This window comes from Modestobacter sp. VKM Ac-2986 (genome assembly GCF_026967795.1).
In the GTDB taxonomy this organism is placed as follows: Bacteria; Actinomycetota; Actinomycetes; order Mycobacteriales; family Geodermatophilaceae; genus Modestobacter.
The window spans coordinates 162,100-183,142 of sequence record NZ_JAPVBH010000007.1 but is presented as its reverse complement, the minus strand read 5'-3'; the positions used below and the strand labels follow the sequence as shown (position 1 = coordinate 183,142).

The window sequence follows — 21,043 nt, the reverse complement described above, 5'->3', positions numbered from 1 at the left end:
CCCGACCCGGCTCCGCAGCGCCAGCACCGGGCCCACCTCCGAGATGAATGTCACGAGGGGGTCACACCCCGTGTGGTCGGGCGCAATACTGTGGTCATGACGACGATTCCTGAGGTCGCCACCACCCCTGAGGTGATGGAGCGCGAGTTCTCCCTCATGACGGCGGTGAGCCGGCTGGACTTCCTCAGCCGGCGCGACAACGTGGTCGTCGACGCGCCGAACGACAGCGCGGACGACGACGACGACTGGGCCAGCTTCAAGGCCGGCACCAACACCCAGCTGGACACCGAGGAGGCGCTCGAGCTGCTCGCCCTCGGCGAGGTCGTGGCCCGCAAGGCCCACGAGAACCGCCAGCTCGGCATCGCCGCCGCCCTGCGCGGTGGCGCCGACTGGACGCAGATCGCCCGCGCCCTGGCGGTCTCCCCGCGGGCCGCGTGGGAGCGGCACGTCTCCTGGCTGGACGCGCAGGCCGCAGCCCGCCGCAACGGCGCTGCCGACGCCCTCACGCCCGACGAGGTCGCCGTGGCCCGCGAGCGCGCCGGGCGCCGCCCGGCCTGACGAAGGACCCCACTGCCCCCCACCACTCGCGAGCTCGCGACGGGCCCCTGCAGCGGGGACGGGGCCGGTGCGGTCAGCGGTGGAGGACGGCGAAGGTCGCCACCGCGTGCACGAGGGTGCGGCCGTCCTGCTCGACGTCGGCCTCGCAGACCGTGAGGTGCTCACCCTGGGTCACCACGCGCCCGGTCACCGCCAGGTGGCCGGGCGCGCCTGCGTGCAGGTAGGTGACGGTGAGCTGGCTGGTCGCCGGGACGTCGTCCTCGCCGGTGCTGCTGCGCACGGCCGCGGCCATCGCGGTGTCGACCAGGGTGGCCAGCACGCCGCCGTGCAGGGTGCCGGCGGCGTTGAGGTGTTCCTCCGTCGCGTCCAGGTGCAGCCGCGCGGTGCCGTCCTCGGCCGTCGTCCCGTGCACGCCGAGGGAGTCCACGAAGGGCTGCGTCATGCCCGGCCCGCTACCCGGCGCGGCCCGGCGCACACCGCCGGCGGGTCAGGTGCGGGGCAGGAGCAGTGCGCGGTCGGGGTGGCACCAGGCCCAGTGCTCGCCCGGCTCGGCCGACGCCATCACCGGGTGCTGCGTCGCGGTGGCGTGCGCGGTCGCGTGCCGGTGCGGCGAGGAGTCGCAGCACCCGACGTGGTCGCAGGTCAGGCAGCGGCGCAGGTGCACCCACTGCCCACCGGTGCGCAGGCAGTCCTCGCAGGCCTCCGCCGGCCCGGGCGCGGGCGGCAGCCCGTCGGCGTGACCGCAGACCGCGCCCCGCTCCACCTGCCAGCCGGTCACGTCACCGCGACCGGTGCAGCGGCAGCCGCACGCAGAACGTCGTCCCCTCCGGGCCGGTCGTGTAGCTGAGCGACCCGCCGTGTCGCCGCTCGACGATCCGCCGGGCGTTCTCCAGGCCCAGGCCGCTGCCCTCGCCGGCGGGCTTGGTGGTCACGAACGGGTCGAACAGCCGGCTGCGCACCTCCTCGGGCACGCCCGGTCCGTCGTCGGCGATCTCGACGAAGACCGCGTCGGCGTCGGCCCGGGTGCGCAGGGTCAGCACGCCCCGGGCGACGCCGTCGCGGGTCATGGCGTCGGCGGCGTTGTCGATGAGGTTCGTCCAGACCTGGTTCAGCTCGGCCGGGTAGCCGGGGACCGCGGGCAGGGCGGCGGTGTACTCGCGCTGCACCCGGATGCCGGTCAGCTTGCGGGCCAGCATCACCAGCGTGCTCTCCAGGCCGGGCTTGACGTCGAGGTCCTGGTGCTGGGCCTGGTCCAGGTGCGAGTACTGCTTCACCGCGCCGACCAGCGAGGAGATCCGGGTCGCGGCCTCCTCGATCTCGCTCATCAGCGTCTCGGTCTCCAGCGTGTAGCGCAGCCAGCCGAACGCCGCCGACCACTCCAGCCCCGAGTCGACCTGCTCGACGACGTCGTCGACCCAGTGCGCGTCCATCCCGGCCGCGGCGAACACCGGCGCGAGGTCGTAGGCCTGGGACTCGTCGACGCCGACCTCGGCCAGCCGCTCGGCGATCGCGTCCTCCAGGTCGCTCTCCTCCAGCGCGGTCAACTCCGGGCGGGGCTTGAGCGAGCGCTCCACCGCGGCGTCCTGGGTGCGGACCAGCCGGGACACCAGCTCCGGGGACAGCCCGCTGTCGGCCAGCAGCGCGAGCTTGTGCCGCATGGCGCTGGTGCGCCCGCGCAGCTGCTCGGTGGCCCGCACCGCCGCGGCCGCGGGGTTGTTCAGCTCGTGCGCCAGGTTCGCCGACAGGTGCCCGAGCTGCACCAGGTGCTCCCGCTGGCGCAGCGCGGACTCCGTCGCCCGCACGCCCTCGTACAGCCCGTCGAGCAGGTGCACGGCCATCGGGCACTGCTCCCGCACCAGGGTGGTGAAGTCGTCGGCGGCGAGCCGGAGGAACCGGCTGGGCCGCGTCGTGCGCATCGTCGTCGGGTACTCCTCCGGGGCGCCGGTGGCGTAGGCCCGGGTCGCGCCGGAGTACGACCCGCGGTGGGTCGTGTCGTTGATGACGACGTCCTCGCCGTCGGCGTGCTTGGTGAGCAGCAGGCCGCCCTCCAGCAGCACGTACAGCGACTCGGCCGGCTGTCCCTCGGAGAAGACGACGACGTCGGCGTCGAACACCCGGATGTCGGCGCGCTCGGCGGTCCACGCCAGCTCCGCCTCGCCCAGGGACTCGAACAGGAACAGCGTGCGCAGCTCGGCGGTGCTGATCTGCGGGGTGGACGTGGTCATCCGATGGCCTCCAGGTAGCGGTGCACGAGCGTGACGGCCATGGCGCCCTCGCCGACGGCGGAGGCGACGCGCTTGACCGACTCGGCGCGGACGTCGCCGGCGACGAACACCCCGGGCACCGAGCACTCCAGGTGGTAGGGCGCGCGGGTCAGCGGCCAGCCCTGCGGCGGGCGGCCCTCGGCGTCCAGCAGCGACGGCCCGGTGCGCAGGAACCCGCGCTCGTCCCGGGCGAAGGCCTCGCCCAGCCAGGCCGTCGGCGGCTGCGCGCCGATGAAGACGAACAGCCGGGACGCCGGGACGGTGGTGGTCTGTCCGTTCGCGGAGTTCGCCAGCACCAGCTGCTCGACGTGGTCGCTGCCCTCGACGGCGACCACCTGCGTGCAGGTGAGCACCTCGATGGCGGAGTTGGCCAGGATCCGGGCGACCAGGTACTCGGACATGCTGGCCCGGATGTCGGTGCCGCGGCACAGCAGCACCACCCGGCTGGCGAACTTGGCGAAGTGCAGCGCGGCCTGCCCGGCGGAGTTGGCCGCGCCGACGACGTACACCTCCTCGCCCTGGCAGTCGGCCGCCTCGTGCGCGGCGGCGCCGTAGTAGACGCCGCGGCCGGCGAAGTCCTCGGCACCCCGGGCAGGCAGCCTGGTCCAGCTCACCCCGGTGGCCAGGACGACGGCGTGTGCGGTGACCTGGCTGCCGTCGGCGAAGCTCAGCGCCCGGCCGTCGCCGTTGGGGGTGATCGCGGTGACCTCGCTGGCGGTGAGCACCTCGACGCCGAAGCGCACCGCCTGGTCCCGGGCCCGCTGCGCGAGCTCGGCGCCGGAGACGCCGTGGGGGAAGCCGAGGTAGTTCTCGATCCGGCTGGACTGCCCGGCCTGCCCGCCGGTGGCGGTGCGCTCGACCAGCAGCGTGCGCAAGCCCTCGCTGGCCGCGTACACCGCCGACCCGAGCCCGGCGGGGCCGGCGCCGACGACCACCACGTCGTAGAACGGGCTGCCGGCGGTGGTGGCCAGCCCGCACCGGGTCGCCACCTCGCGCAGCGACGGGCGGCTGAGCACCGTGCCGTCGGAGAGCACGGTGGCCGGCAGGGCGGCGTCGTCGTCCAGGCCGGCGGCGGTGCGGATCGCCGCGGCGTCCTCGCCCTGCAGGTGCCGGTAGGGCACCTGGTTGCGGGCCAGGAACTCCTTGAGCTCCTGGGTCTCCGGCGACCACTGGTGCCCGAGCAGGGTCAGCCCCTCGAAGGGCGCGGGGGTGGTGCGCGACCAGTCCTCCAGCAGCTCGTCGAGGACCGGGTAGAGCAGCTCCTCCGGCGGGTCCCAGGGCTTGAGCAGGTAGTGGTCGAGGTCGACGTCGTTGATCGCCCTGATGGCGGCGTCGGTGTCGGCGTAGGCGGTGAGCAGCACCCGCTTCGCGCCGGGCACCAGGTCCATCGCCTGCTCGAGGAACTCCACGCCGGTCATGCCGGGCATCCGGTGGTCGGCCAGCAGCAGCGCGGTGAGCTCGCCGCGGGCGGTGAGCTCGCGCAACGCCGCCAGGGCGTCGGCGCCGCTCTCGGCGCGCACCACGCGGTAGCGGTCGCCGTAGTGGCGGCGCAGGTCGCGGGCGACGGCGCGGCTGACCGTGCGGTCGTCGTCGACGGTGAGCAGGACAGGGCGAGCGGGCACGACACCTCCGGGCTGGGGCCGCCGGGACGGGTCGCCCCGGTGGGGGCCGCTCCCGGTGGCACCCACCATCCAACCCCTTCCGCCCGCCCATCGGAAGCCGCACGGACTCCGCTCGCCACGACCGGTCCGACACGGCAGGGTGGGGCGTCCGCGACCCGTGACCCGAGGAGATCCCATGACCGCGCCGACCGAGTACCTGGACTGGTGGCGGCAGGGGGAGGAGCACCTGGGCACGGCGCTGGGCCGGCTCACCGACGAGGAGCTGACCGGCCCGTCGCTGCTGTCCGGCTGGACCCGCGCGCACGTGCTCGCCCACCTGGCCGGCAACGCCGACGCCATGGTCAACCTGCTGACCTGGGCCCGTACCGGGGTCGAGACGCCGGCCTACTCCTCCGACGAGGCCCGTGACGCGCACATCGCGGAGACCGCCGCGTTGTCGCCGCTCGAGCTGCGCGCCGCCGTCCTGGCGGCCACCCAGCGGCTGGCCGGGGCCGTCCGGGACCTGCCCGAGCACGCGTGGGCCGCGCAGGTGCGGACCCGCCAGGGGCACGTGCTGCCGGCCGCGGAGCTGTCGTGGCTGCGGGCCCGCGAGGTGTGGGTGCACACGGTCGACCTCGACGCCGGGATCGGTTTCGCCGACGTCCCGGACGACGTGCTGGCCGCGGTCGTCGACGACGTGTTCCGGCAGTGGGACGCCCGCGACGCCGTCCCGGACGTGGCGCTGTTCGCCGGCGACCGCGAGTGGGGGACCGGCGCACTGGCCGTGGCGGGCACCCTGCCGGAGGTGGCGGCCTGGATCACCGGCCGCAGCGACGGCGCCGGGCTGCAGGCCGACGGCCCGCTGCCCACCCTGGCCCCCTGGGCCTGACGCCGGGGGTCAGGTGGCGGGCGTGATGGTGCGGGGCATCGCCAGCGCGGCGAGGACCCCGAGGCCCAGCACGCCCGCGCTGACGGCGAAGGCCACCTGGAACGAATAGGTGTCGGTGAGCCAGCCGGCGGCCAGCGGGCCCGCGACGGCGCCCAGGTCGGCGACCATCTGGAACACCGCGACCGCCTTGCCGCCCTTGGCCGGGCTCACGTCGCCGACGATCGCGGCGGGCACGCTGGCCAGGAACGAGGCGCCCAGCCCGAACGCGGCCATCGCGAGCAGGAAGGCGGCGGTGGTCGGCGGCAGCACCAGGACGGCGATCGAGGTGGTCGCGAGCCCGCTGCCCACCAGCAGCGAGGGGCGGCGGCCCCAGTTGTCCGACAGCCGCCCGGCGCGCAGCAGCCCGAGCGCCTGGGCCACCGACCCGGCCAGCAGGCCCGCGCCGGCCCAGGCGACCGTCTTGCCCAGCTCCTCGGTCACGTACAGCGGCACCAGGGAGTTGCGCACCCCGAACAGCACCCAGCCCACGCCGAGGTTGGCCACGAGCGCGGCCAGGTAGGCCCGCGACCGCAGCGCCGCGCGCAGCCCGCCGCCGTCCGTGCCGGGTGGCGGCACCGCAGCGGTGGAGGGCTCGCCGCCACCGCCCTGGTCGACGCCCGGGGTCACCGGCGGGTCGACCGGCGGCAGGGCCGCAGGCCGCAGCAGCACCAGCGCGACGCTGCCGGCGACCAGCAGGAACGCCGCGTAGACGAAGAACGGAACCCGCGGGGAGATCTCGGCGAGGAAGCCGCCGGCGGCCGGGCCGGCGATGCCGCCGAGGATGAAGCCGCCCTGGTAGGTCGCCGCGGCCCGGCCGCGGTGGGCCGCCGGGGCGGTGCGCAGCAGCAGCGACAGCGCGGCCACGGTGAACATCGCGCTGCCGATGCCGCCGGCCGCCCGCAGGGCCACGAACAGCGGGAAGTTGCCGGCGAACCCCGCCGCCCCGCTGGTCACCGCGACGATCGCGAGCCCGGCGGCGAGCACCACCCGTTCCCCGAGCCGCTCGACCAGCGCCCCGCCGCCGAAGGCCGACAGGAAGCGGAAGAAGGCGAAGGCGCTGATCGCAAAGCCGACCGCCGTCGTCCCGACGCCGTAGTCGCGGACGAACAGCGGGATGGCCGGGGCCACGACACCGAAGCCGAGGGCGACGACGAAGGCCACGATCGCCAGGACGCCGACCTCGCGGGGGAGGGGGTCGGCCTTGCTGTTGCGTCTGGCCACGGGGGTCGATCCTGGCACGACCCCCGCGGCGTCAGGGGTGCAGGACCAGGCGCCCGGTCACCTCGCCGGCCCGCAGCCGGTCGAGCGCATCGTTGACCTGGGACAACGGCATCGTGGCGGCCACCGGCGGGGTCAGCTGGCCGCTCGCGGCGAGGGAGACGGCGGTCTCCAGCTCGGCCAGCGTATTTCCGACGCTGGCGATCACCCGCTGTTCGGCGACCACCATGCCCAGCGGGCTGACGGTCAGGGAGTCGGCGCTGTAGCCGACCAGCACCAGCCGCCCGCGCCGGCCCAGCACGCTGGTGGCCAGCTCCAGCGTCGCCGTCACCCCGGCCAGCTCGACCACGACGTCGGCGCCCTGGCCACCGGACAGCCGGGTCACCGCCGCGGCGGCGTCGGCGGGGGCGACCGCGGCGGTGGCGCCGGAGCGCAGCGCGGCCTCCCGGCGGGCGGCGTCCCGGCTGACCGCGATCACGGTCGCCCCGCGCCGGTGCGCGTCCTGGACGACGGCCAGCCCGACGCCACCGCTGCCGAGCACCACGACCACCTCACCGGGCTCGACGTCGGCCTCGGTGAGCGCGTGCACCGCGGTCGTCCCGGCACAGCACAGCGGGGCGGCGGCGTCGAAGGACACCTCCTCGGGCAGCCGGACCAGGCAGTGCGCCGGGACGACGAGTTGCTCGGCGAACGCGCCGTCGGCGGCGAAGGCGAGCACGCCGCGCGGGGTCAGGCACAGGTTCTGCCGGCCGCGCAGGCACCAGCGGCAGCTGCCGCAGAACAGGTAGTAGTAGACGGCGACCCGGTCGCCGGGCGCCCAGCCGGTGACAGCCGACCCGACGGCGTCGACCACGCCGGCGGCCTCGTGGCCCAGCGTCATCGGCGTCCTCGCCGGTTCGTACAGGCCGTCGGTGAAGTGCAGCTCGGTGCCGCAGACGCCGGCGGCGTGCACCCGCACGCGCACCTCGTCCGGGGCGGGCTCGGGCACCGGGACGTCGTCCAGGGCGAGCGGCTGGTGGGCTCCGTGAAAGCGCGCCGCGAGCATCGGGCAGCTCCCTCCGCCGGTACTGACCGGATCAGGTGTGGACGGTCGGCGGGGGTCGTCCGCCTTCTCAGCCCGCGCCCGGGCTCCCGTGTGCTCGGGCGAACCTACTCGGGCTGCACCAGGGGGTCGACGCGACGGAGGAAGCCGCGCACGGACAGGTGGTCGGAGAGGGAGTCGCGGTGTTCGGCGCAGGCGGCCCAGACCTTCTCCCGGTCGGGGGTGTGCAGCTTGGGGTTGTTCCAGATCAGCCGGTAGTCCGCCGGTTCGCGGCAGCCCTTCGCCGAGCAGATCACCGGGTCGGTCGTCACCGGGCGATTGTGCCGGGCGGGCTCGGGACGCCGTGGCCGGTCGGGTCGGCGAGCGGCTGTGCAGCACGTCGGACGCCGCCCCGCGTTGGGATCCCTGATCGTGCACCCCTTCGGACGTCGCTCCGCGTGGGGGCTGCCCACGAGGACGGACTCCGGCCCGCGCCTGGGGGCGGCTGGCTGCAGTCCTCTCGGGCACCGGGGGCGGCTGCGCAGCATGTCGGAACAGGTCGCGAGGACGGCTGCTGGCTGCGCGCGCTGATCCGCTGCCGCCCTGCGCCACGGGAGCTGGTGAGTTCGGCACTCGCGTCCACGAGGTGCCGCTGCTGGCCGTCGGGCGGCAGTCGCTGCCAGCTCGCCGTCAAGGCTCTGTCGACATCTGTGGAAAGTCCTCTGACCTGCGCTTTCGTCTTGAGCAGCCTCCCTCCGGCGGTAGGATCCGTACAGGTGTTCGAACGGCGAACGGGGTGTCTGTGAGCGAGTTGCGGTCGGCTCTGGACGCCCTCGGCGCCGAGGACTTGAAGGCGTTGTTCGGCGGTCAGCTGCTGGATCGGCTGGTCCCGTTGCTGCAGGCCCACAACCAGCTGTCGGCGGAGATCGCCCGGACGGTGCGCGAGTGCGAGTTGACCCAAGCGCCGGAACGCGACGGGCTGAAGTCGATGCAGTCCTGGCTCATCGGGCACGGGCTGTTGTCGAAGGGCGACGCGGAGCGGTTCGTGCGGGCCGGCCGGGTGGGGGAGCGCATGCCCCAGGTGGCGGCCGCCGCATCCGAGGGGTCGGTGACGTCGGCGAAGGTGGTCGAGATCGGCCGCAAGCTCACGCCGGCACGGCTGGCAACGGCAGTGGCGCTGGGCCATGACATGGCCGAGGTCGACGGGGCGATGGCGCTGGTGGCAGCGACCCAGACGCACGAGAAGCTGGCCGAGTTCGTTGCCACCTACGCCGCCGGTGTCGACCCTGACGGGCCCGAACCTGATCCGACTGAGGGCCGCCGGTTCTGGATGTCCAAGGGTGAGCACGGCTGGGACTTCGGCGGTCACCTGGACCCAGTGGCTGGGGAGAAGGTCGCGACGGCGGTGGAGTCGATCGTGCAGGCCGACCGGCCGAAGGGTGACGACCGCACCCGCTCGCAGCAGAACGCCGATGCGCTGGTGCAGCTGGCCGACAACCAGCTCGCCTCCGGGAACCTGCCGGTGCTGCGGACGGTCAAGCCGCACGTCGTGGTGACGATCGACGTCGAGGACCTCGTGGACCCGGCGACCGGCCCGGAGGCTGCGCACACCGGGTTCGGCGCGACACTGTCGGCGGCCCGCGCCCGCTGGATCGCGTGTGACTCGACGGTCACCCGGATCGTGCTGGGTCCCGACGGGCTCCCGCTGGACGTCGGGCGGACGCACCGGGTGGTGCCACCGCACCTGCGGAAGGCGGTGGAGAACCGGGACGGGCACTGCGTGTTCGCCGGTTGCGGGGCACCGACGCACTGGTGCGACGTCCACCACCTCGTGGAGTGGATCAACGACGGCGAGACGTCGCTGGACAACTCCGCGCTGCTCTGCGAACGCCACCACACCAAGGTCCACCACGGGTTCCGGGTCGCCCGCGACGACGGTGCGCCACCGGGGCATCGATGGCGCACCTGGAGACCCGACGGCACCGAGATCCTCATCGGACCGCTGCTGGCCTGAGGCTGGGCCACGTGCCCGCACGTCGTCGTGCCGCTGTGTCCGTGGTGCCGTCGGTCAGCCGACGACCACCTGGCCGCGGCTCACGACCATCGCCAGCGTCTCCGCCGGCCGCGACAGCGTCCGCACGTCCAGCGACGGGTCGGTGCGGCAGAGCAGGACGTCGGCGGCCGCACCCGGTGCCAGCACGCCCAGCCGGCCGGTCGCGTCGAGCATCTCGGCGCCCACCAGCGTCGCGCTCTCCAGCACGTCCCACGAGTCCTGCACCGCGGCCCGCAGGGTGAACTCGCGGTTCTGCTCGGCGGCCATCGGGCCGAGCAGGTCGGTGCCCAGGGCTATCCGCACCCCGGCCGCGGCGGCGGTCTCCACCGCCTGAGCTCCCCGGTCGGCGACCGTGGCCAGCTTGGCCGTGCTGTCGGCCGGGAGGCCGAACTCCGGCCCGCGCTCGGCCAGCACCGCGTAGGTGCTCAGGGTCGGCACCAGGAAGGTCCCCGCCTCGGCCATCAGCTCGGCGTCGGCGGCCTCGATCAGGTTGCCGTGCTCGATGGTGCGCACCCCCAGCCGCACCGCCCGCTGCACCGCGGCGCCGGAGTAGGCGTGCCCGGCGCAGTACACGCCCAGCCGGCCGGCCTCCTCGACCGCGGCCCGGACCTCGGCGTCGGAGAACTGCACGCCGTCCACCGAGTCGGTCGGGCTGGTCACCCCGCCGGACAGCATCAGCTTCACGAAGCTCGCCCCACGCCGGACCTGCTCCCGCACCGCCCGCGCCACGTCGTCGGCGCCGTCGACGATGCGGCCGATGCCCGGGACGTCGGGGTGCGGGTCCCACAGCTCACGGCCGCGCGGGCGCAGGTCGGCGTGTCCGCCGGTCTGCGACAGCGCCTTGCCGCAGGTGTACAGCCGCGGACCGGTCAGCACGCCCTCGTCCAGCGCGCGGGCCAGCCCGGCGTCGGCCCCACCGGCGTCCCGGGCGGTGGTGAAGCCCCGTCGCACCATCGCCGCCAGTGCCCGGGTCGCGTGCGCGGCCACGTAGCTGGCCGGGTGCCCGGAGTCGGCCCACTCGTCGGCCGACAGCGACGTCACGTGCACGTGGCAGTCGATGAGCCCGGGCAGCGCGAACAGCCCGCGGCCGTCGACGTCCCCGGCCTCCAGCGGGGCGTCGTCGTCGGGTGCCACGGTGGTGAGCACGTCGCCGTCCCAGGCGATCAGCTGGTCGGGCACCGTCCGGCGGGCGGCGACGTCGACGAGGGACACGTGGCGGATGCGCATGACCGGCACCCTCTCAGGCCCGGGCGAGGCCGAGCAGCAGCCCGTCGGCGTCCACCGCCGGGCTGGAGGTGAGGAACAGCGGGACCCCGTCGGCCGGGGCCACCACCCGGTGCACCTCGGCGCCCCAGGGGTCCAGCAGCACGCCGAGCACGTCGCCGGTGCGCACGGCCCAACCCACCGCCACCGACGCCTGCCAGAAGCCGCGCACCGGGGTGCGCACCCACACCCACCCCTCGTGCTCGACCGGTGCGGGAACGGGGACGGCGACGTCCGCGGGCAGCATCTCCAGCGACGCCAGCACGTTGAGCACGCCCTGCCGGTGGCCGGCGACCGACGCCGCGTCGCAGATGCCGTTCGACCCGATCTCGGCGGTGATCGCCGGGACGCCGATGTCGGCCGCCGCCGCGCTGGTGCTGCCGCCCACGGTGCGTGCGGCCCGGGTCTGCCGGACCACGTGGCCGGTGCCGTAGACGAGCGCGAGCTCGCGAGCCCGCTCCTGCACCGCCGACTCCTCGTACAAGCAGAACGGCTCGAGGGCCTCAGGCAGGTCGCCGGCGTGCAGGTCGACCAGCACGTCGGTGGGCCGGATGAACGCCTCGAACAGTCCGTGCGCCAGCGCGGCCGTGTACTCCCCGGCCGGGTCGCCGGGGAAGCTGCGGTTGAGGTTGACCCCGTCGGCCGGGACGACGAACGGCGTCCGGCTCCAGAACGCGGGCTGGTTGAGCACCGGCACCACGGTGAGCCGGCCCCTCAGCCGCGTGGTGTCCAGTGTGCTGATCAGCCGCAGCAGCGCGGCCATCCCGGTGTACTCCGCGCCGTGCACGCCCGCGACGAGGGTCAGGTGCGGCCCCTCCTCGTGCCCGGTGGCCGCGGCGTACGGCACCTCGACGGGAGGTCCGGGCAGGTCGTCCAGCGTGAGGCTCATCCGCTCCATGACCGCATCGTGCAGGTTGCGATACGGCAACGAAAGCGTGCGCCAGGTCACTTTCCAAACGTAACGACGGGGTAATGTTCGGCTCCTACTGTAACGATCACTACAGCCGAGGGACGCCGCTCGCGACGGCTCCCGCGGCACCTCCCAGCGCCGTCCCGACCGGTCCCGAGCACGCCCGGCCGGACGGCGGAGCGGTGCTCCGCTGTCCCGGAAGTCCCCACCCCACCCCGCTGCGGCGGTCCGAACGATGAGGCAGTCCATGACACGTGCAACCCGATTGAGGTCCGCAGGGATCGCGGTGGCCGCCGCGGTCGCACTCACCGCCTGTGGCGGCGGCAGCACCAGCACCAGCGGCGGCGCAGCGGCCGGCTCCGGACCCGTGGAGGGCGGTGACCTCACGATCGCCCGCGCCGCGGACATCCTGGCGATGGACAAGACCACGACGTTCGACAACAACTCGATCTACGTGATGCAGCAGATCATGGAGCCGCTGTTCACGGTCAGCGCGGACGGCAGCGAGGTGACGCCGCTGCTGGCCACCGACTACACCGTCTCCGACGACAAGCTGACGTACACGATCAAGCTGCGTCAGGGCGTGACGTTCTCCACCGGCGCCCCGATGACCGCTGCGGACGTGAAGTTCTCGATCGACGAGAACACCAAGACCGGCGCCGACGGCTGGGGCTTCGTCAACGCCGCCATCGACACCGTCGAAGCCACCGACGACTCCACCGTCACGATCACGCTCAAGTACGCCTGGGCCCCGCTGCTGGCCGACCTCGCGCTCTTCAGCAACGGCGTCATCCCGGCCGACTACGGCGGCAAGACCGTCGAGGAGTTCTACGAGGCCCCCGTCGGCACCGGCCCCTTCCTGTGGAACGAGTGGAAGAAGGGCCAGTACCTCAAGCTGACCAAGAACCCCGACTACTGGGGCGAGGACGGCCCGTACCTCGACAGCGTCACCTGGACCGTCGTCCCCGACGCCAACACCCGCAAGCTGCAAGTGCAGGGTGGCCAGGTCGACGTCGACGAGTTCCCGGACTGGTCCAGCTTCGAGTCGCTGAAGACCGCCCCCGGCGTCACGGCCACGGCGTTCCCCTCCACGCGCATCGACTACATCGCCTTCAACCAGCAGAAGACGCCCTTCGAGGACGTCCACGTGCGCCGGGCGATCAGCTACGCGATCGACCGCGAGTCCATGGTCAAGACCGTGCTGTACGGCAACGGCCAGGCCGCGGACTCCCTGCTCTCGCCCGGGACGCCGTTCTACGCGGCCAACCCCGACGCCCCGCAGCTGGACCTGGAGAAGGCCAAGGCCGAGCTCGCGGAGTCCTCGCAGCCCAACGGGTTCGCCACCAGCATCCTGATCAACGCCGGTGACCCGAACCAGGCCTCGGTCTCCCAGATCATGCAGGCGCAGCTGAAGGAGATCGGGATCGACCTGGAGATCAAGACCCTCGACCCGACCGCGGTCAAGCAGGCCCGCAACGCCGGTGACTTCGACATGATCATCAGCGGCTGGACGATGGACATCCCGGACCCCGACCAGTGGACGTCGTTCGCGGTGGACCCCGAGGGCGGCTCGCACTCGGCCTACACCTACTACGACAACCCCGACGTCGTGGCGCTGAACAAGCAGGCGCAGGCCGAGACCGACGACGCCAAGCGCGCCGACCTGTACGAGCAGCTGCAGGCGCAGGTCGCGGAGGACAGCTTCGCGGCCTACCTCTACTACTCGCCGTACGCCTACGCCATGAGCACCAAGGTGCAGGGCTTCGCCGTCACGCCGCTCGGCAACTACCCGCTCGCCGGGGTCTACAAGACCTCGTGATCCCCGCCGGGGGTGGCGCCGTCGACCGGCGGCGCCACCCCCGGTCCCGTCCTGAGCGAGATCTCGCAGTGAGGAGGTGCGCGCGTGCTCGACCGGTTCCGGTTCGTCCCGGCCAGGTTGCTCCAGTCGGTCCCGGTGGTCTTCGGGGTGACGCTCCTGGTCTTCTTCATGGTCCACCTGCTGCCCGGCAACCCGGCGCTGACCATCCTCGGCCAGTCGGCGACCCCCGAGCGCGTCGCGGCGCTCAACACCCAGCTCGGCCTGGACGAGCCGCTGTGGGACCAGTACTTCCTGTTCCTGGAGCGCCTGCTCAGCGGTGACCTGGGGACGAGCCTGACCTACCAGGCGCCGGTGTCCGGGCTGGTGCTCGACGCCATCCCGATCACCCTGTCGCTGCTGGCCTTCGCGCTGGTGCTGTCGCTGGTGATCAGCGTGCCGCTCGCGGCGCTGGCGGCCTCGGCCCCCGGCCGGCTGCCGGACATGGTCGTGCGGGTGTTCACCCTGCTCGGCCAGGGGATGCCCCAGTTCTGGGTCGGCATCATGCTCATCCTGCTGCTGGGGGTGAAGGCCCGCGCCTTCCCGGTCGGTGGCTACGGGATGACCGCCGCCGAGCACCCCTACTACTTGTTCCTGCCGGCGCTGACGATGGCCATCGCCATGTGCCCGACCACGATCCGCAGCCTGCGCGCCTCGACGATCAACGTCCTGGGCTCGGACTACGTGGGGACGGCGCGGTCCAAGGGCGCCGCCGGGATCTCCCTCTTCCGCGGCCACGTGCTGCGCAACGCCGCCATCCCGACCGTGTCGATCATCGGCGTGAACCTCGGCTACCTCGTCGGTGGCTCGCTGGTCATCGAGAAGGTGTTCGCCATCCCGGGCCTCGGCTCGCTGATGATCAACGCGATCTTCACCCGCGACTTCCCGACCATCCAGGCGGTGGCCCTCTTCGTGGCCCTGTTCGTCATCGTCGTCGGGATCCTCACCGACGTCGTCTACACCGCCATCGACCCGCGGGTCGACCTCTCCAGCAAGGAGCGCGCATGACCACCGTCGCGGTCGCGACCGCGACCAGGGCGATGCGCCGGCCGGCCCGGTCGCGCTCGCTGCGCGCCTGGTACCGCAACGGCACGCTGATGGCCGGGCTGGTCATCGTGGGCCTGCTGGTCCTGGCGGCCGTGCTCGCGCCCTGGCTGACGCCCTACGACCCGATCCAGCAGGACCTGGCGCACGCGCTGGAGTCACCGAGCTCCGCGCACTGGCTGGGCACCGACAAGTACGGCCGCGACATCCTCACCCGGCTGCTGTACGGCGCCCGCGTCGACCTGCGGATCGGCTTCCTCGCCGTCCTCATCCCGTTCGTCATCGGGTCGGTCCTCGGCGCGCTGGCCGGCTACTTCGGCGGCTGGTTCGACACCCTCGTGATGCGGGTCGTCGACGTCTTCTTCGCCTTCCCGTTCTACGTGCTGGTCATCGCGCTGGTCTTCATCCTGGGCGCCGGCGAGAGCAGCATCTACCTGGCGATCGCCGCGGTCTCCTGGGTCTCCTACGCCAAGATCATGCGCGGCGAGCTGCTGGTGGCGAAGAAGCAGGACTACGTGGTCGCCGCGCGCCTCGGCGGGATGTCGCACACCCGGATCCTGGTCAGGCACATCGGCCCGAACGTGCTCAGCCAGGCCCTCATCTACGCGATGAGCGACATCGTCATGGACATCCTGGCGATCGTCACCCTGGGCTACCTGGGCCTGGGCATCGCCCCGCCGACCGCCGAGTGGGGCTCGATGATCCTCGACGGCCAGGAGTTCATCACCACCCAGTGGCTGCAGGCCACCATCCCGGGTCTCGCCGTCGTGGTCACCAGCCTGGGGCTCTCCCTGCTGGGCGACGGGCTGTCGGACCAGCTGTCCCCGGAGCGGAGGAAGTGACCATGTCGACCGTCCAGACCGGTGCCACCGCCAGCGGGCACCAACCGCTGGCCACCGGCGTCCCGCTGCTACGGGTGCACGACCTGTCCGTCGGTGTCCGCTCCACCGGCCGGCCGGTACGGATCGTCGAGGACGTGTCCTTCGACGTCGACCCCGGGCAGCGAATGGGAATCGTCGGGGAGTCCGGGTCGGGCAAGTCGCTGACCCTGCGCGCCATCGCCGGGCTGCTGCCCAAGCCGGTCGAGGTCTTGTCCGGTGCCGTCGAGTACAACGGCGCCGACCTGCTCGGGATGCCGGCGAAGAAGCGGCGGGCGCTGATGGGCCCGGAGATCGCGATGATCTTCCAGGAGCCGATGACGGCGCTGAACCCGGTGATGCGGGTCGGTGACCAGATCGCCGAGGGGCCGCGCCGGCACCTGGGCCTGTCGGCGAAGGCCGCCGGGGACCTGGCCGTGCAGATGATGGCCCGCACCGGCATCCCGGACCCGGCCCGCCGGGCCCGGGCCTACCCGCACGAGCTCTCCGGCGGGCTGCGGCAGCGGATCATGATCGCGATGGCCGTCTCCTGCGGCCCGCGGCTGCTGCTGTGCGACGAGCCGACCACCGCTCTGGACGTCACTGTCCAGCTGCAGGTGCTCCGGCTGCTGGAGCGGCTGTGCGAGGACACCGGCACCTCGCTGGTCTTCGTCACCCACGACCTGGCCGTGGTGAACCAGACCTGCTCGGAGCTGGCCGTCATGTACGCCGGGCACATCGTGGAGTCCGGCCGGGTCAAGGACACCTTCCGCCAGCCGCGGCACCCCTACACCCGTGGCCTGCTGGAGTCCGCCCCCGACTTCGACCGGCCCGACCGCGCGCTGGTGCCGATCCCCGGCTTCCCGCCCAACGTCTCCGACCGGCCTGCGGGGTGCCCGTTCGCCCCGCGCTGCGGCTACGTCCGCGCCCACTGCACCGAAGCCGTGCCCCCGCTGGCCGAGGTGGCCCCCGGGCGGCTCGCCGCCTGCTTCGAGAGCGACCGGCTGGACGAGGTGCTGGCATGAGCACCGCCGTGCAGGAGCCCACCCTGGAGCCCTCGGTGCTGCGGGTCAGCGCGCTGACCAAGCGCTACGGCGGGCACAGCTCGTGGCTGTCCCGGCTCACGTCGGGGCCGTCGGTGGCGCTCAAGGCCCTGGACGGCATCGACCTGCACCTGCGCCCGGGGGAGGTCCTCGCGCTGGTGGGGGAGTCTGGGTCGGGCAAGTCGACGCTGGCCAAGATCCTGGTCGGCAGCGCCACCCCGACCAGCGGTGAGGTCTCCGTCGCCGGGCAGCCCGCGCCGGCCCGGCGGGACAAGGAGTCCTCCCGGCGGGTGCAGATGGTGTTCCAGGACCCCTACTCCTCGCTCAACCCGCGGATCACCGTCGGGAAGATGCTCAGCGAGCTGCTGCTGCTGCACAGGATCGTGCCCCGGTCGGAGGTGCGGGCGGAGAGCGTGCGGCTGCTGAACCTGGTCGGCCTGGAGGAGGACGTGCTGGGCGCCTACCCCAGCCAGTTCTCCGGCGGCCAGCGGCAGCGGCTGGCCATCGCCCGCGCGCTCGCCGTCCGGCCCGACGTGCTCATCGCCGACGAGCCGGTGTCGGCGCTGGACGTCAGCGTGCAGGCCACCATCCTCGAGCTGTTCGCCACGCTGCGCTCCGAGCTGGGCCTGAGCATCCTGTTCATCGCCCACAACCTGGCCGTCGTGCAGCACCTGGCGGACCGGGTGGCGGTCATGTACCTGGGCCGCATCGTCGAGGTCGCCGAGACCAGTGCGCTGTTCTCCGCGCCGCGGCACCCCTACACCCGGGCGCTGATCGACTCCATCCCGCGGATGACCGAGACCAGCGTCAACGACGGCTTCGAGCTCGACGGCGAGCCGCCGAGCCCTTACGACGTCCCGGCCGGCTGCCGGTTCCACCCTCGCTGCCCGCTGGCCAGCGAGGTCTGCCGTGAGAACGACCCGCCGCTGCTCACCGTCGGCCGCGCGCACGAGAGCGCCTGCCTCAAGGCCGACGAGCTGGCGGACATCCCCGTCCCCAACGCCCCGCAGGAGCACGCATGAAGATCTGGATCAGCTTCGACATGGAGGGCGTCGCCGGCGTCGTCGACTGGGACCAGTGCCGCCCCAGCGGCGGGGCGCGCTACGACCTCGGCTGCCAGCTGATGCTCGCCGAGGTCAACGCCGCCATCGAGGGCGCGATCGCCGGCGGTGCGACCGAGGTCGTGCTCAACGACTCGCACGGCACGATGGCCAATCTCGACCCGCGGGCGGTGGCCGGCAACGCCAGCTACATCGCCGGCCGGCACAAGCCGCTGTACATGATGCAGGGGCTGGACGAGACCGTGGACGCGGCGTTCCTCGTCGGCTACCACGGCTCGATCTCCGGGCAACCCTCCACGCTGAGCCACACCTACAACCCCGAGGTGTTCGCCGCGGCGCGCGTCAACGGCGTCGAGGTGGGCGAGAGCGGGATCAACGCCCTGGTCGCCGAGCACTTCGGCGTGCCGATCGCCTTCCTGTCCGGGGACGCGGTGACCTGGGAGCAGACCGCGGCCTTCGCCCCCGGCGGCGTGCACGTGGTGACCAAGGAGTCGCTGACCCGGTTCAGCTCCGCGAACCTGCATCCCGACGAGTCCTGCCGGCTGATCCGGGAGGGCGCCGAGGAGGCTGCCCGTCGGGTGGCCGGGGGAGCGGTGGGCACACCGGGGATCACCCGGCCGGCGACGTTGGAGCTGGACGTGCAGACCGGCGACATGGCCGAGGTGGCCACCTGGGCCCGCGGCGTCGAGCGCATCGCCGAGCGGACCGTGGCGATGTCCGGGGAGGACCTGCTCGCGGTCTTCCGCTCCTTCGTGGCGGTCAACTACATCACCCGTCAGGCCGGTGGCCGGTGAGCGACGTGCAGCTGTTCGAGGTCGCCCCCGCCGCCAGCGGCTGGGCGCTGGCCCTGCACGGTGGCGCCGGCGGCCGCGTCGAGGAGCTCTCCCTGGAGGAGGCCGGCACCTACACCGAGGGGCTGACCGCCGCGTACCAGGCCGGTGCCGCGGTGCTCGCCGCCGGCGGGAGCGCGCTGGACGCCGTCTGCGCGACCGTCGAGTGCCTGGAGGACGACCCGCTGTTCAACGCCGGCCGCGGCGCCGCCCTCACCTCCGAGGGCACCGCCGAGCTCGACGCCTGCGTGATGACCGGTGAGGGCAGGGCCGGAGCGGTGGCGGCCTCGCAGTTCGCCCGCAACCCCGTCCACGCCGCCCGCAAGGTGCTCGAGGAGACCCCGGCGGTGCTGCTGATGGCGCCCACCGCCGAGCGGATCGCCGGCTGGGACCTACAGACGGTGACCCCCGACCACTTCACGACGCCGGCCCGCCAGCAGCAGCTGCGCCGGGTGCAGGAGGGGCTGCTCGCCGGCTCCCGGCACGGCACCGTGGGCGCGGTCGCCGTCGACGTCCACGGCCGGGTCGCGGCCGCGACCTCCACCGGCGGCATGGTCAACCAGAGCGAGGGCCGGATCGGGGACACCCCGGTCGTCGGGGCCGGCACCTACGCCCGCGACGGGGTGGGTGCGATCTCCTGCACCGGTGAGGGCGAGGCGTTCATCCAGGGCGTGGTCGCCCATGACGTCGCCGCCCGGGTGCGCTACCTCGGTGTGGGCCTGGCCGAGGCGATCACCGGCACGGTGGCCGCCGAGCTCGCCCCGCGGGGGGCGACCGGCGGGCTGATCGTAGTGGGCGCCGACGGCTCGATCGTGGTCGCGCACAACTCCCCGGCGATGTTCGCTGCCTATCACGACGGCGACCGCCTCGTGGTCCGCACCTGAGCGGGCCGGGCGTGCACACGGGGGAGCGGGCATGACACCCATCAGGGACGAGGTCTTCGACCGGATGGACGAGCTGACGCCGGCGGAGAAGAAGGTGGCCCGCTCGCTGCTGGCCAACTACCCGAGCGCCGGGCTGGCCAGCGCGGCGACGCTGGCCCGCACGGCGGGCACCAGCACGCCCACGGTGCTGCGGCTGGTGGCCCGGATCGGCATCGGCAGCTACCCGGAGTTCCAGGAGCGGCTGCGCGAGGAGGTCACCCAGCGGCTGAACTCACCGGTCAGCCGGGCCGCCGACCGGCTCAGCGCCGACGGCGACGGAACGCTGTTCACCCGCTCGGTCACCCAGCGGCTGGGCCTGGTGGAACGGCTGACGACGACCGTCCCGCCGAGCGAGTTCGACGCGGCGGTGGCGCTGCTCGCGGGCCCGGCCCGCAGCATCGTGGTCAGCGGCGGCTACTTCTCCCGCTTCGTCGGGCAGGTCCTGGCCCTGCAGCTGGACCAACTGGTGCCCGGCGTGGAGCTGGCCCACGAGCCGCTGGGTGCTGACATCGGCCGGTACCTGTCGATGGGCCGGGACTCCGTCGCCGTCATCTTCGACCTGCGCCGGCACGAGCTGCCGGCCAAGCGGCTGGCGGCGCTGGCCAAGCAGCAGGGTGCCTCGGTCCTGGTCATCACCGACGAGGAGCTGTCCCCGGCCGCGGACGACGCCGACGTCGTCCTGCCGGTCCCGGTCGACGGCGTGCCCTTCGACTCCTTCGCCGCCCTCGTCGTGCTGGTCGAGGCGCTGGTCGAGGGGGTCTTCCAGAAGGTCGGCACCGCGGGGCTGGACCGCATGCGGCAGTGGGAGGAGTCGGTGGTCATCCACCGCGCCTTCCGGGCCGGACCCGAACCCGACGACGAGGACGACGAGGACGAGGAGGATCGCGATGAGTGAGCTCGACGGGAGGGTCGCCGTGGTCACCGGCACCGCGCAGGGCATCGGGCAGGCCATCGCCCGCACGCTGCGCGACGCCGGGGCCACCGTGCACGAGGTCGACCGGGCTGCGCCAGCTGAGAACAACGTGGACCTGTCGGTGACCGCCGAGGTCGAGGACTTCTTCGCCTCCGTGGGCGACGTCGACGTGCTGGTCAACAACGCCGGCGGCGTGACCGGGCAGACCCACGTGCCGATCGACGAGCTCACCGACGCCGCGTGGGACGCCGTCGTCGACGCCAACCTGCGGACGACGATGAACTGCACCCGCGCCGCGGCCCGCTCGATGAAGCGCCGCGGGTACGGCCGGATCGTGGTCATCTCCTCCGGCGCCGGCCGCAGCGTGAGCCTGACCGGCATCCAGGCCTACGCCTCGGCCAAGGCTGCGCAGATCGGCTTCACCCGGCAGATGGCCCACGAGCTGGGCCCGCACGGCATCACCGTCAACTGCATCGCGCCGGGTTTCGTGCTGTCCAACCCCACCACCCAGGCGCAGTGGGAGAGCTACGGCCCCGACGGGCAGGCCGCGCTGCTGGAGCGGATCGCCGTCCGGGCCACCGGCACGCCGGACGACATCGCCCGCGGGGTGCTGTTCTTCGCCGTCCCCGCGGCCGGGTGGGTCAGCGGCCAGACGCTGTCCATCGACGGCGGCCACTCACTCTTCTAGACCGATCGGGACA

Annotated in this window: 21 protein-coding genes; 12 read left to right on the top strand and 9 right to left on the bottom strand. The window is 73.3% G+C overall.

Annotated features, from left to right (window positions below; all coding sequences use genetic code 11):
* The first annotated feature begins 96 nt into the window (after positions 1-96).
* On the top strand, positions 97-558 hold the full coding sequence (locus tag O2W14_RS17915) for a hypothetical protein (protein WP_269177479.1): 462 nt from the start codon (positions 97-99) through the stop codon (positions 556-558).
* 73 nt (positions 559-631) lie between these two features.
* On the opposite strand, the gene O2W14_RS17910 is transcribed toward O2W14_RS17915, so the two are convergent.
* From O2W14_RS17910 to O2W14_RS17895, 4 genes are read right to left on the bottom strand one after another with little or no spacing between them, the layout of a single operon-like run.
* Positions 632-1,000 carry a PaaI family thioesterase gene (locus O2W14_RS17910; protein WP_269177478.1) on the bottom strand — a complete coding sequence of 123 codons (369 nt, stop codon included), beginning with the start codon at positions 998-1,000 and terminating at the stop codon, positions 632-634.
* Positions 1,001-1,045: 45 nt separating this feature from the next.
* Complete coding sequence (locus tag O2W14_RS17905) at positions 1,046-1,336, bottom strand: UBP-type zinc finger domain-containing protein (protein WP_269177477.1); 291 nt, start codon at positions 1,334-1,336, stop codon at positions 1,046-1,048.
* Between the two features lies 1 nt (position 1,337).
* Positions 1,338-2,783, bottom strand: a complete 1,446-nt coding sequence (locus O2W14_RS17900) for a sensor histidine kinase (RefSeq protein WP_269177476.1) — start codon at positions 2,781-2,783, stop codon at positions 1,338-1,340.
* On the bottom strand, positions 2,780-4,444 hold the full coding sequence (locus O2W14_RS17895; protein WP_269177475.1) for an FAD-dependent oxidoreductase: 1,665 nt from the start codon (positions 4,442-4,444) through the stop codon (positions 2,780-2,782). Before O2W14_RS17895 ends, O2W14_RS17900 begins: the two co-directional genes overlap by 4 nt.
* Before the next feature lie 175 nt (positions 4,445-4,619).
* Between O2W14_RS17895 and O2W14_RS17890 the strand changes: the two genes are divergently transcribed.
* Positions 4,620-5,312 (top strand): maleylpyruvate isomerase family mycothiol-dependent enzyme, encoded by a 693-nt coding sequence (locus tag O2W14_RS17890; protein ID WP_269177474.1) that lies wholly within the window; start codon positions 4,620-4,622, stop codon positions 5,310-5,312.
* A gap of 9 nt (positions 5,313-5,321) precedes the next feature.
* On the opposite strand, the gene O2W14_RS17885 is transcribed toward O2W14_RS17890, so the two are convergent.
* The 3 genes from O2W14_RS17885 to O2W14_RS17875 form a co-directional block, all read right to left on the bottom strand.
* Complete coding sequence (locus O2W14_RS17885; RefSeq protein ID WP_269177473.1) at positions 5,322-6,572, bottom strand: MFS transporter; 1,251 nt, start codon at positions 6,570-6,572, stop codon at positions 5,322-5,324.
* 31 nt (positions 6,573-6,603) lie between these two features.
* Positions 6,604-7,614 (bottom strand): alcohol dehydrogenase catalytic domain-containing protein, encoded by a 1,011-nt coding sequence (locus O2W14_RS17880; protein WP_269177472.1) that lies wholly within the window; start codon positions 7,612-7,614, stop codon positions 6,604-6,606.
* A gap of 104 nt (positions 7,615-7,718) precedes the next feature.
* Positions 7,719-7,922 carry a hypothetical protein gene (locus O2W14_RS17875; RefSeq protein ID WP_269177471.1) on the bottom strand — a complete coding sequence of 68 codons (204 nt, stop codon included), beginning with the start codon at positions 7,920-7,922 and terminating at the stop codon, positions 7,719-7,721.
* Positions 7,923-8,236: 314 nt separating this feature from the next.
* Here O2W14_RS17875 and O2W14_RS17870 point away from each other — a divergent pair, with 314 nt between their 5' ends.
* Positions 8,237-9,604 (top strand): HNH endonuclease, encoded by a 1,368-nt coding sequence (locus O2W14_RS17870; protein WP_331253608.1) that lies wholly within the window; start codon positions 8,237-8,239, stop codon positions 9,602-9,604.
* A 54-nt stretch (positions 9,605-9,658) separates the two neighbouring features.
* Here the strand turns inward: O2W14_RS17870 and O2W14_RS17865 are convergent, their stop codons facing one another.
* Together O2W14_RS17865 and O2W14_RS17860 are read right to left on the bottom strand one after the other, a co-directional pair.
* Positions 9,659-10,870 (bottom strand): metal-dependent hydrolase family protein, encoded by a 1,212-nt coding sequence (locus O2W14_RS17865; protein WP_269177470.1) that lies wholly within the window; start codon positions 10,868-10,870, stop codon positions 9,659-9,661.
* 13 nt (positions 10,871-10,883) lie between these two features.
* The gene (locus tag O2W14_RS17860; protein WP_269177469.1) at positions 10,884-11,804 is read right to left on the bottom strand and encodes a succinylglutamate desuccinylase/aspartoacylase family protein; all 921 of its coding nucleotides are present in this window, start codon (positions 11,802-11,804) and stop codon (positions 10,884-10,886) included.
* 259 nt (positions 11,805-12,063) lie between these two features.
* Here O2W14_RS17860 and O2W14_RS17855 point away from each other — a divergent pair, with 259 nt between their 5' ends.
* The 9 genes from O2W14_RS17855 to O2W14_RS17815 all read left to right on the top strand — a co-directional run bounded on the left by O2W14_RS17855 (position 12,064) and on the right by O2W14_RS17815 (position 21,030).
* Positions 12,064-13,635: an ABC transporter substrate-binding protein gene (locus O2W14_RS17855; RefSeq protein ID WP_269177468.1), complete on the top strand. Its 1,572-nt coding sequence runs from the start codon at positions 12,064-12,066 to the stop codon at positions 13,633-13,635.
* 84 nt (positions 13,636-13,719) lie between these two features.
* Positions 13,720-14,679 (top strand): ABC transporter permease, encoded by a 960-nt coding sequence (locus O2W14_RS17850; protein WP_269177467.1) that lies wholly within the window; start codon positions 13,720-13,722, stop codon positions 14,677-14,679.
* The gene (locus O2W14_RS17845) at positions 14,676-15,557 is read left to right on the top strand and encodes an ABC transporter permease (RefSeq protein WP_269177466.1); all 882 of its coding nucleotides are present in this window, start codon (positions 14,676-14,678) and stop codon (positions 15,555-15,557) included. Before O2W14_RS17850 ends, O2W14_RS17845 begins: the two co-directional genes overlap by 4 nt.
* Positions 15,558-15,559: 2 nt before the next feature.
* Entirely contained in the window at positions 15,560-16,597 is a 1,038-nt protein-coding gene (locus tag O2W14_RS17840) for an ABC transporter ATP-binding protein (protein ID WP_269177465.1), read from the top strand.
* Positions 16,594-17,637: an ABC transporter ATP-binding protein gene (locus O2W14_RS17835; protein WP_269177464.1), complete on the top strand. Its 1,044-nt coding sequence runs from the start codon at positions 16,594-16,596 to the stop codon at positions 17,635-17,637. Before O2W14_RS17840 ends, O2W14_RS17835 begins: the two co-directional genes overlap by 4 nt.
* Positions 17,634-18,470, top strand: coding sequence for a M55 family metallopeptidase (locus O2W14_RS17830; RefSeq protein WP_269177463.1), 837 nt, complete (start codon positions 17,634-17,636; stop codon positions 18,468-18,470). The genes O2W14_RS17835 and O2W14_RS17830 overlap by 4 nt, the downstream gene beginning before the upstream one ends.
* Positions 18,467-19,390: an isoaspartyl peptidase/L-asparaginase family protein gene (locus O2W14_RS17825; RefSeq protein ID WP_269177462.1), complete on the top strand. Its 924-nt coding sequence runs from the start codon at positions 18,467-18,469 to the stop codon at positions 19,388-19,390. Before O2W14_RS17830 ends, O2W14_RS17825 begins: the two co-directional genes overlap by 4 nt.
* 31 nt (positions 19,391-19,421) lie before the next feature.
* Positions 19,422-20,324: a MurR/RpiR family transcriptional regulator gene (locus O2W14_RS17820; RefSeq protein WP_269177461.1), complete on the top strand. Its 903-nt coding sequence runs from the start codon at positions 19,422-19,424 to the stop codon at positions 20,322-20,324.
* Positions 20,317-21,030: an SDR family NAD(P)-dependent oxidoreductase gene (locus O2W14_RS17815; protein WP_269177460.1), complete on the top strand. Its 714-nt coding sequence runs from the start codon at positions 20,317-20,319 to the stop codon at positions 21,028-21,030. Before O2W14_RS17820 ends, O2W14_RS17815 begins: the two co-directional genes overlap by 8 nt.
* Positions 21,031-21,043: the final 13 nt, after the last annotated feature.

Bases quoted from the DNA above. Each gene is read 5' to 3' on its own strand.
- O2W14_RS17915 (WP_269177479.1), top strand. From the start codon at position 97: ATGACGACGATTCCTGAGGTCGCCACCACCCCTGAGGTGATGGAGCGC.
- O2W14_RS17910 (WP_269177478.1), bottom strand. From the start codon at position 1,000: ATGACGCAGCCCTTCGTGGACTCCCTCGGCGTGCACGGGACGACGGCC.
- O2W14_RS17900 (WP_269177476.1), bottom strand. From the start codon at position 2,783: ATGACCACGTCCACCCCGCAGATCAGCACCGCCGAGCTGCGCACGCTG.
- O2W14_RS17890 (WP_269177474.1), top strand. From the start codon at position 4,620: ATGACCGCGCCGACCGAGTACCTGGACTGGTGGCGGCAGGGGGAGGAG.
- O2W14_RS17880 (WP_269177472.1), bottom strand. From the start codon at position 7,614: ATGCTCGCGGCGCGCTTTCACGGAGCCCACCAGCCGCTCGCCCTGGAC.
- O2W14_RS17865 (WP_269177470.1), bottom strand. From the start codon at position 10,870: ATGCGCATCCGCCACGTGTCCCTCGTCGACGTCGCCGCCCGCCGGACG.
- O2W14_RS17860 (WP_269177469.1), bottom strand. From the start codon at position 11,804: ATGGAGCGGATGAGCCTCACGCTGGACGACCTGCCCGGACCTCCCGTC.
- O2W14_RS17855 (WP_269177468.1), top strand. From the start codon at position 12,064: ATGACACGTGCAACCCGATTGAGGTCCGCAGGGATCGCGGTGGCCGCC.
- O2W14_RS17845 (WP_269177466.1), top strand. From the start codon at position 14,676: ATGACCACCGTCGCGGTCGCGACCGCGACCAGGGCGATGCGCCGGCCG.
- O2W14_RS17840 (WP_269177465.1), top strand. From the start codon at position 15,560: ATGTCGACCGTCCAGACCGGTGCCACCGCCAGCGGGCACCAACCGCTG.
- O2W14_RS17835 (WP_269177464.1), top strand. From the start codon at position 16,594: ATGAGCACCGCCGTGCAGGAGCCCACCCTGGAGCCCTCGGTGCTGCGG.
- O2W14_RS17830 (WP_269177463.1), top strand. From the start codon at position 17,634: ATGAAGATCTGGATCAGCTTCGACATGGAGGGCGTCGCCGGCGTCGTC.
- O2W14_RS17820 (WP_269177461.1), top strand. From the start codon at position 19,422: ATGACACCCATCAGGGACGAGGTCTTCGACCGGATGGACGAGCTGACG.
- O2W14_RS17815 (WP_269177460.1), top strand. From the start codon at position 20,317: ATGAGTGAGCTCGACGGGAGGGTCGCCGTGGTCACCGGCACCGCGCAG.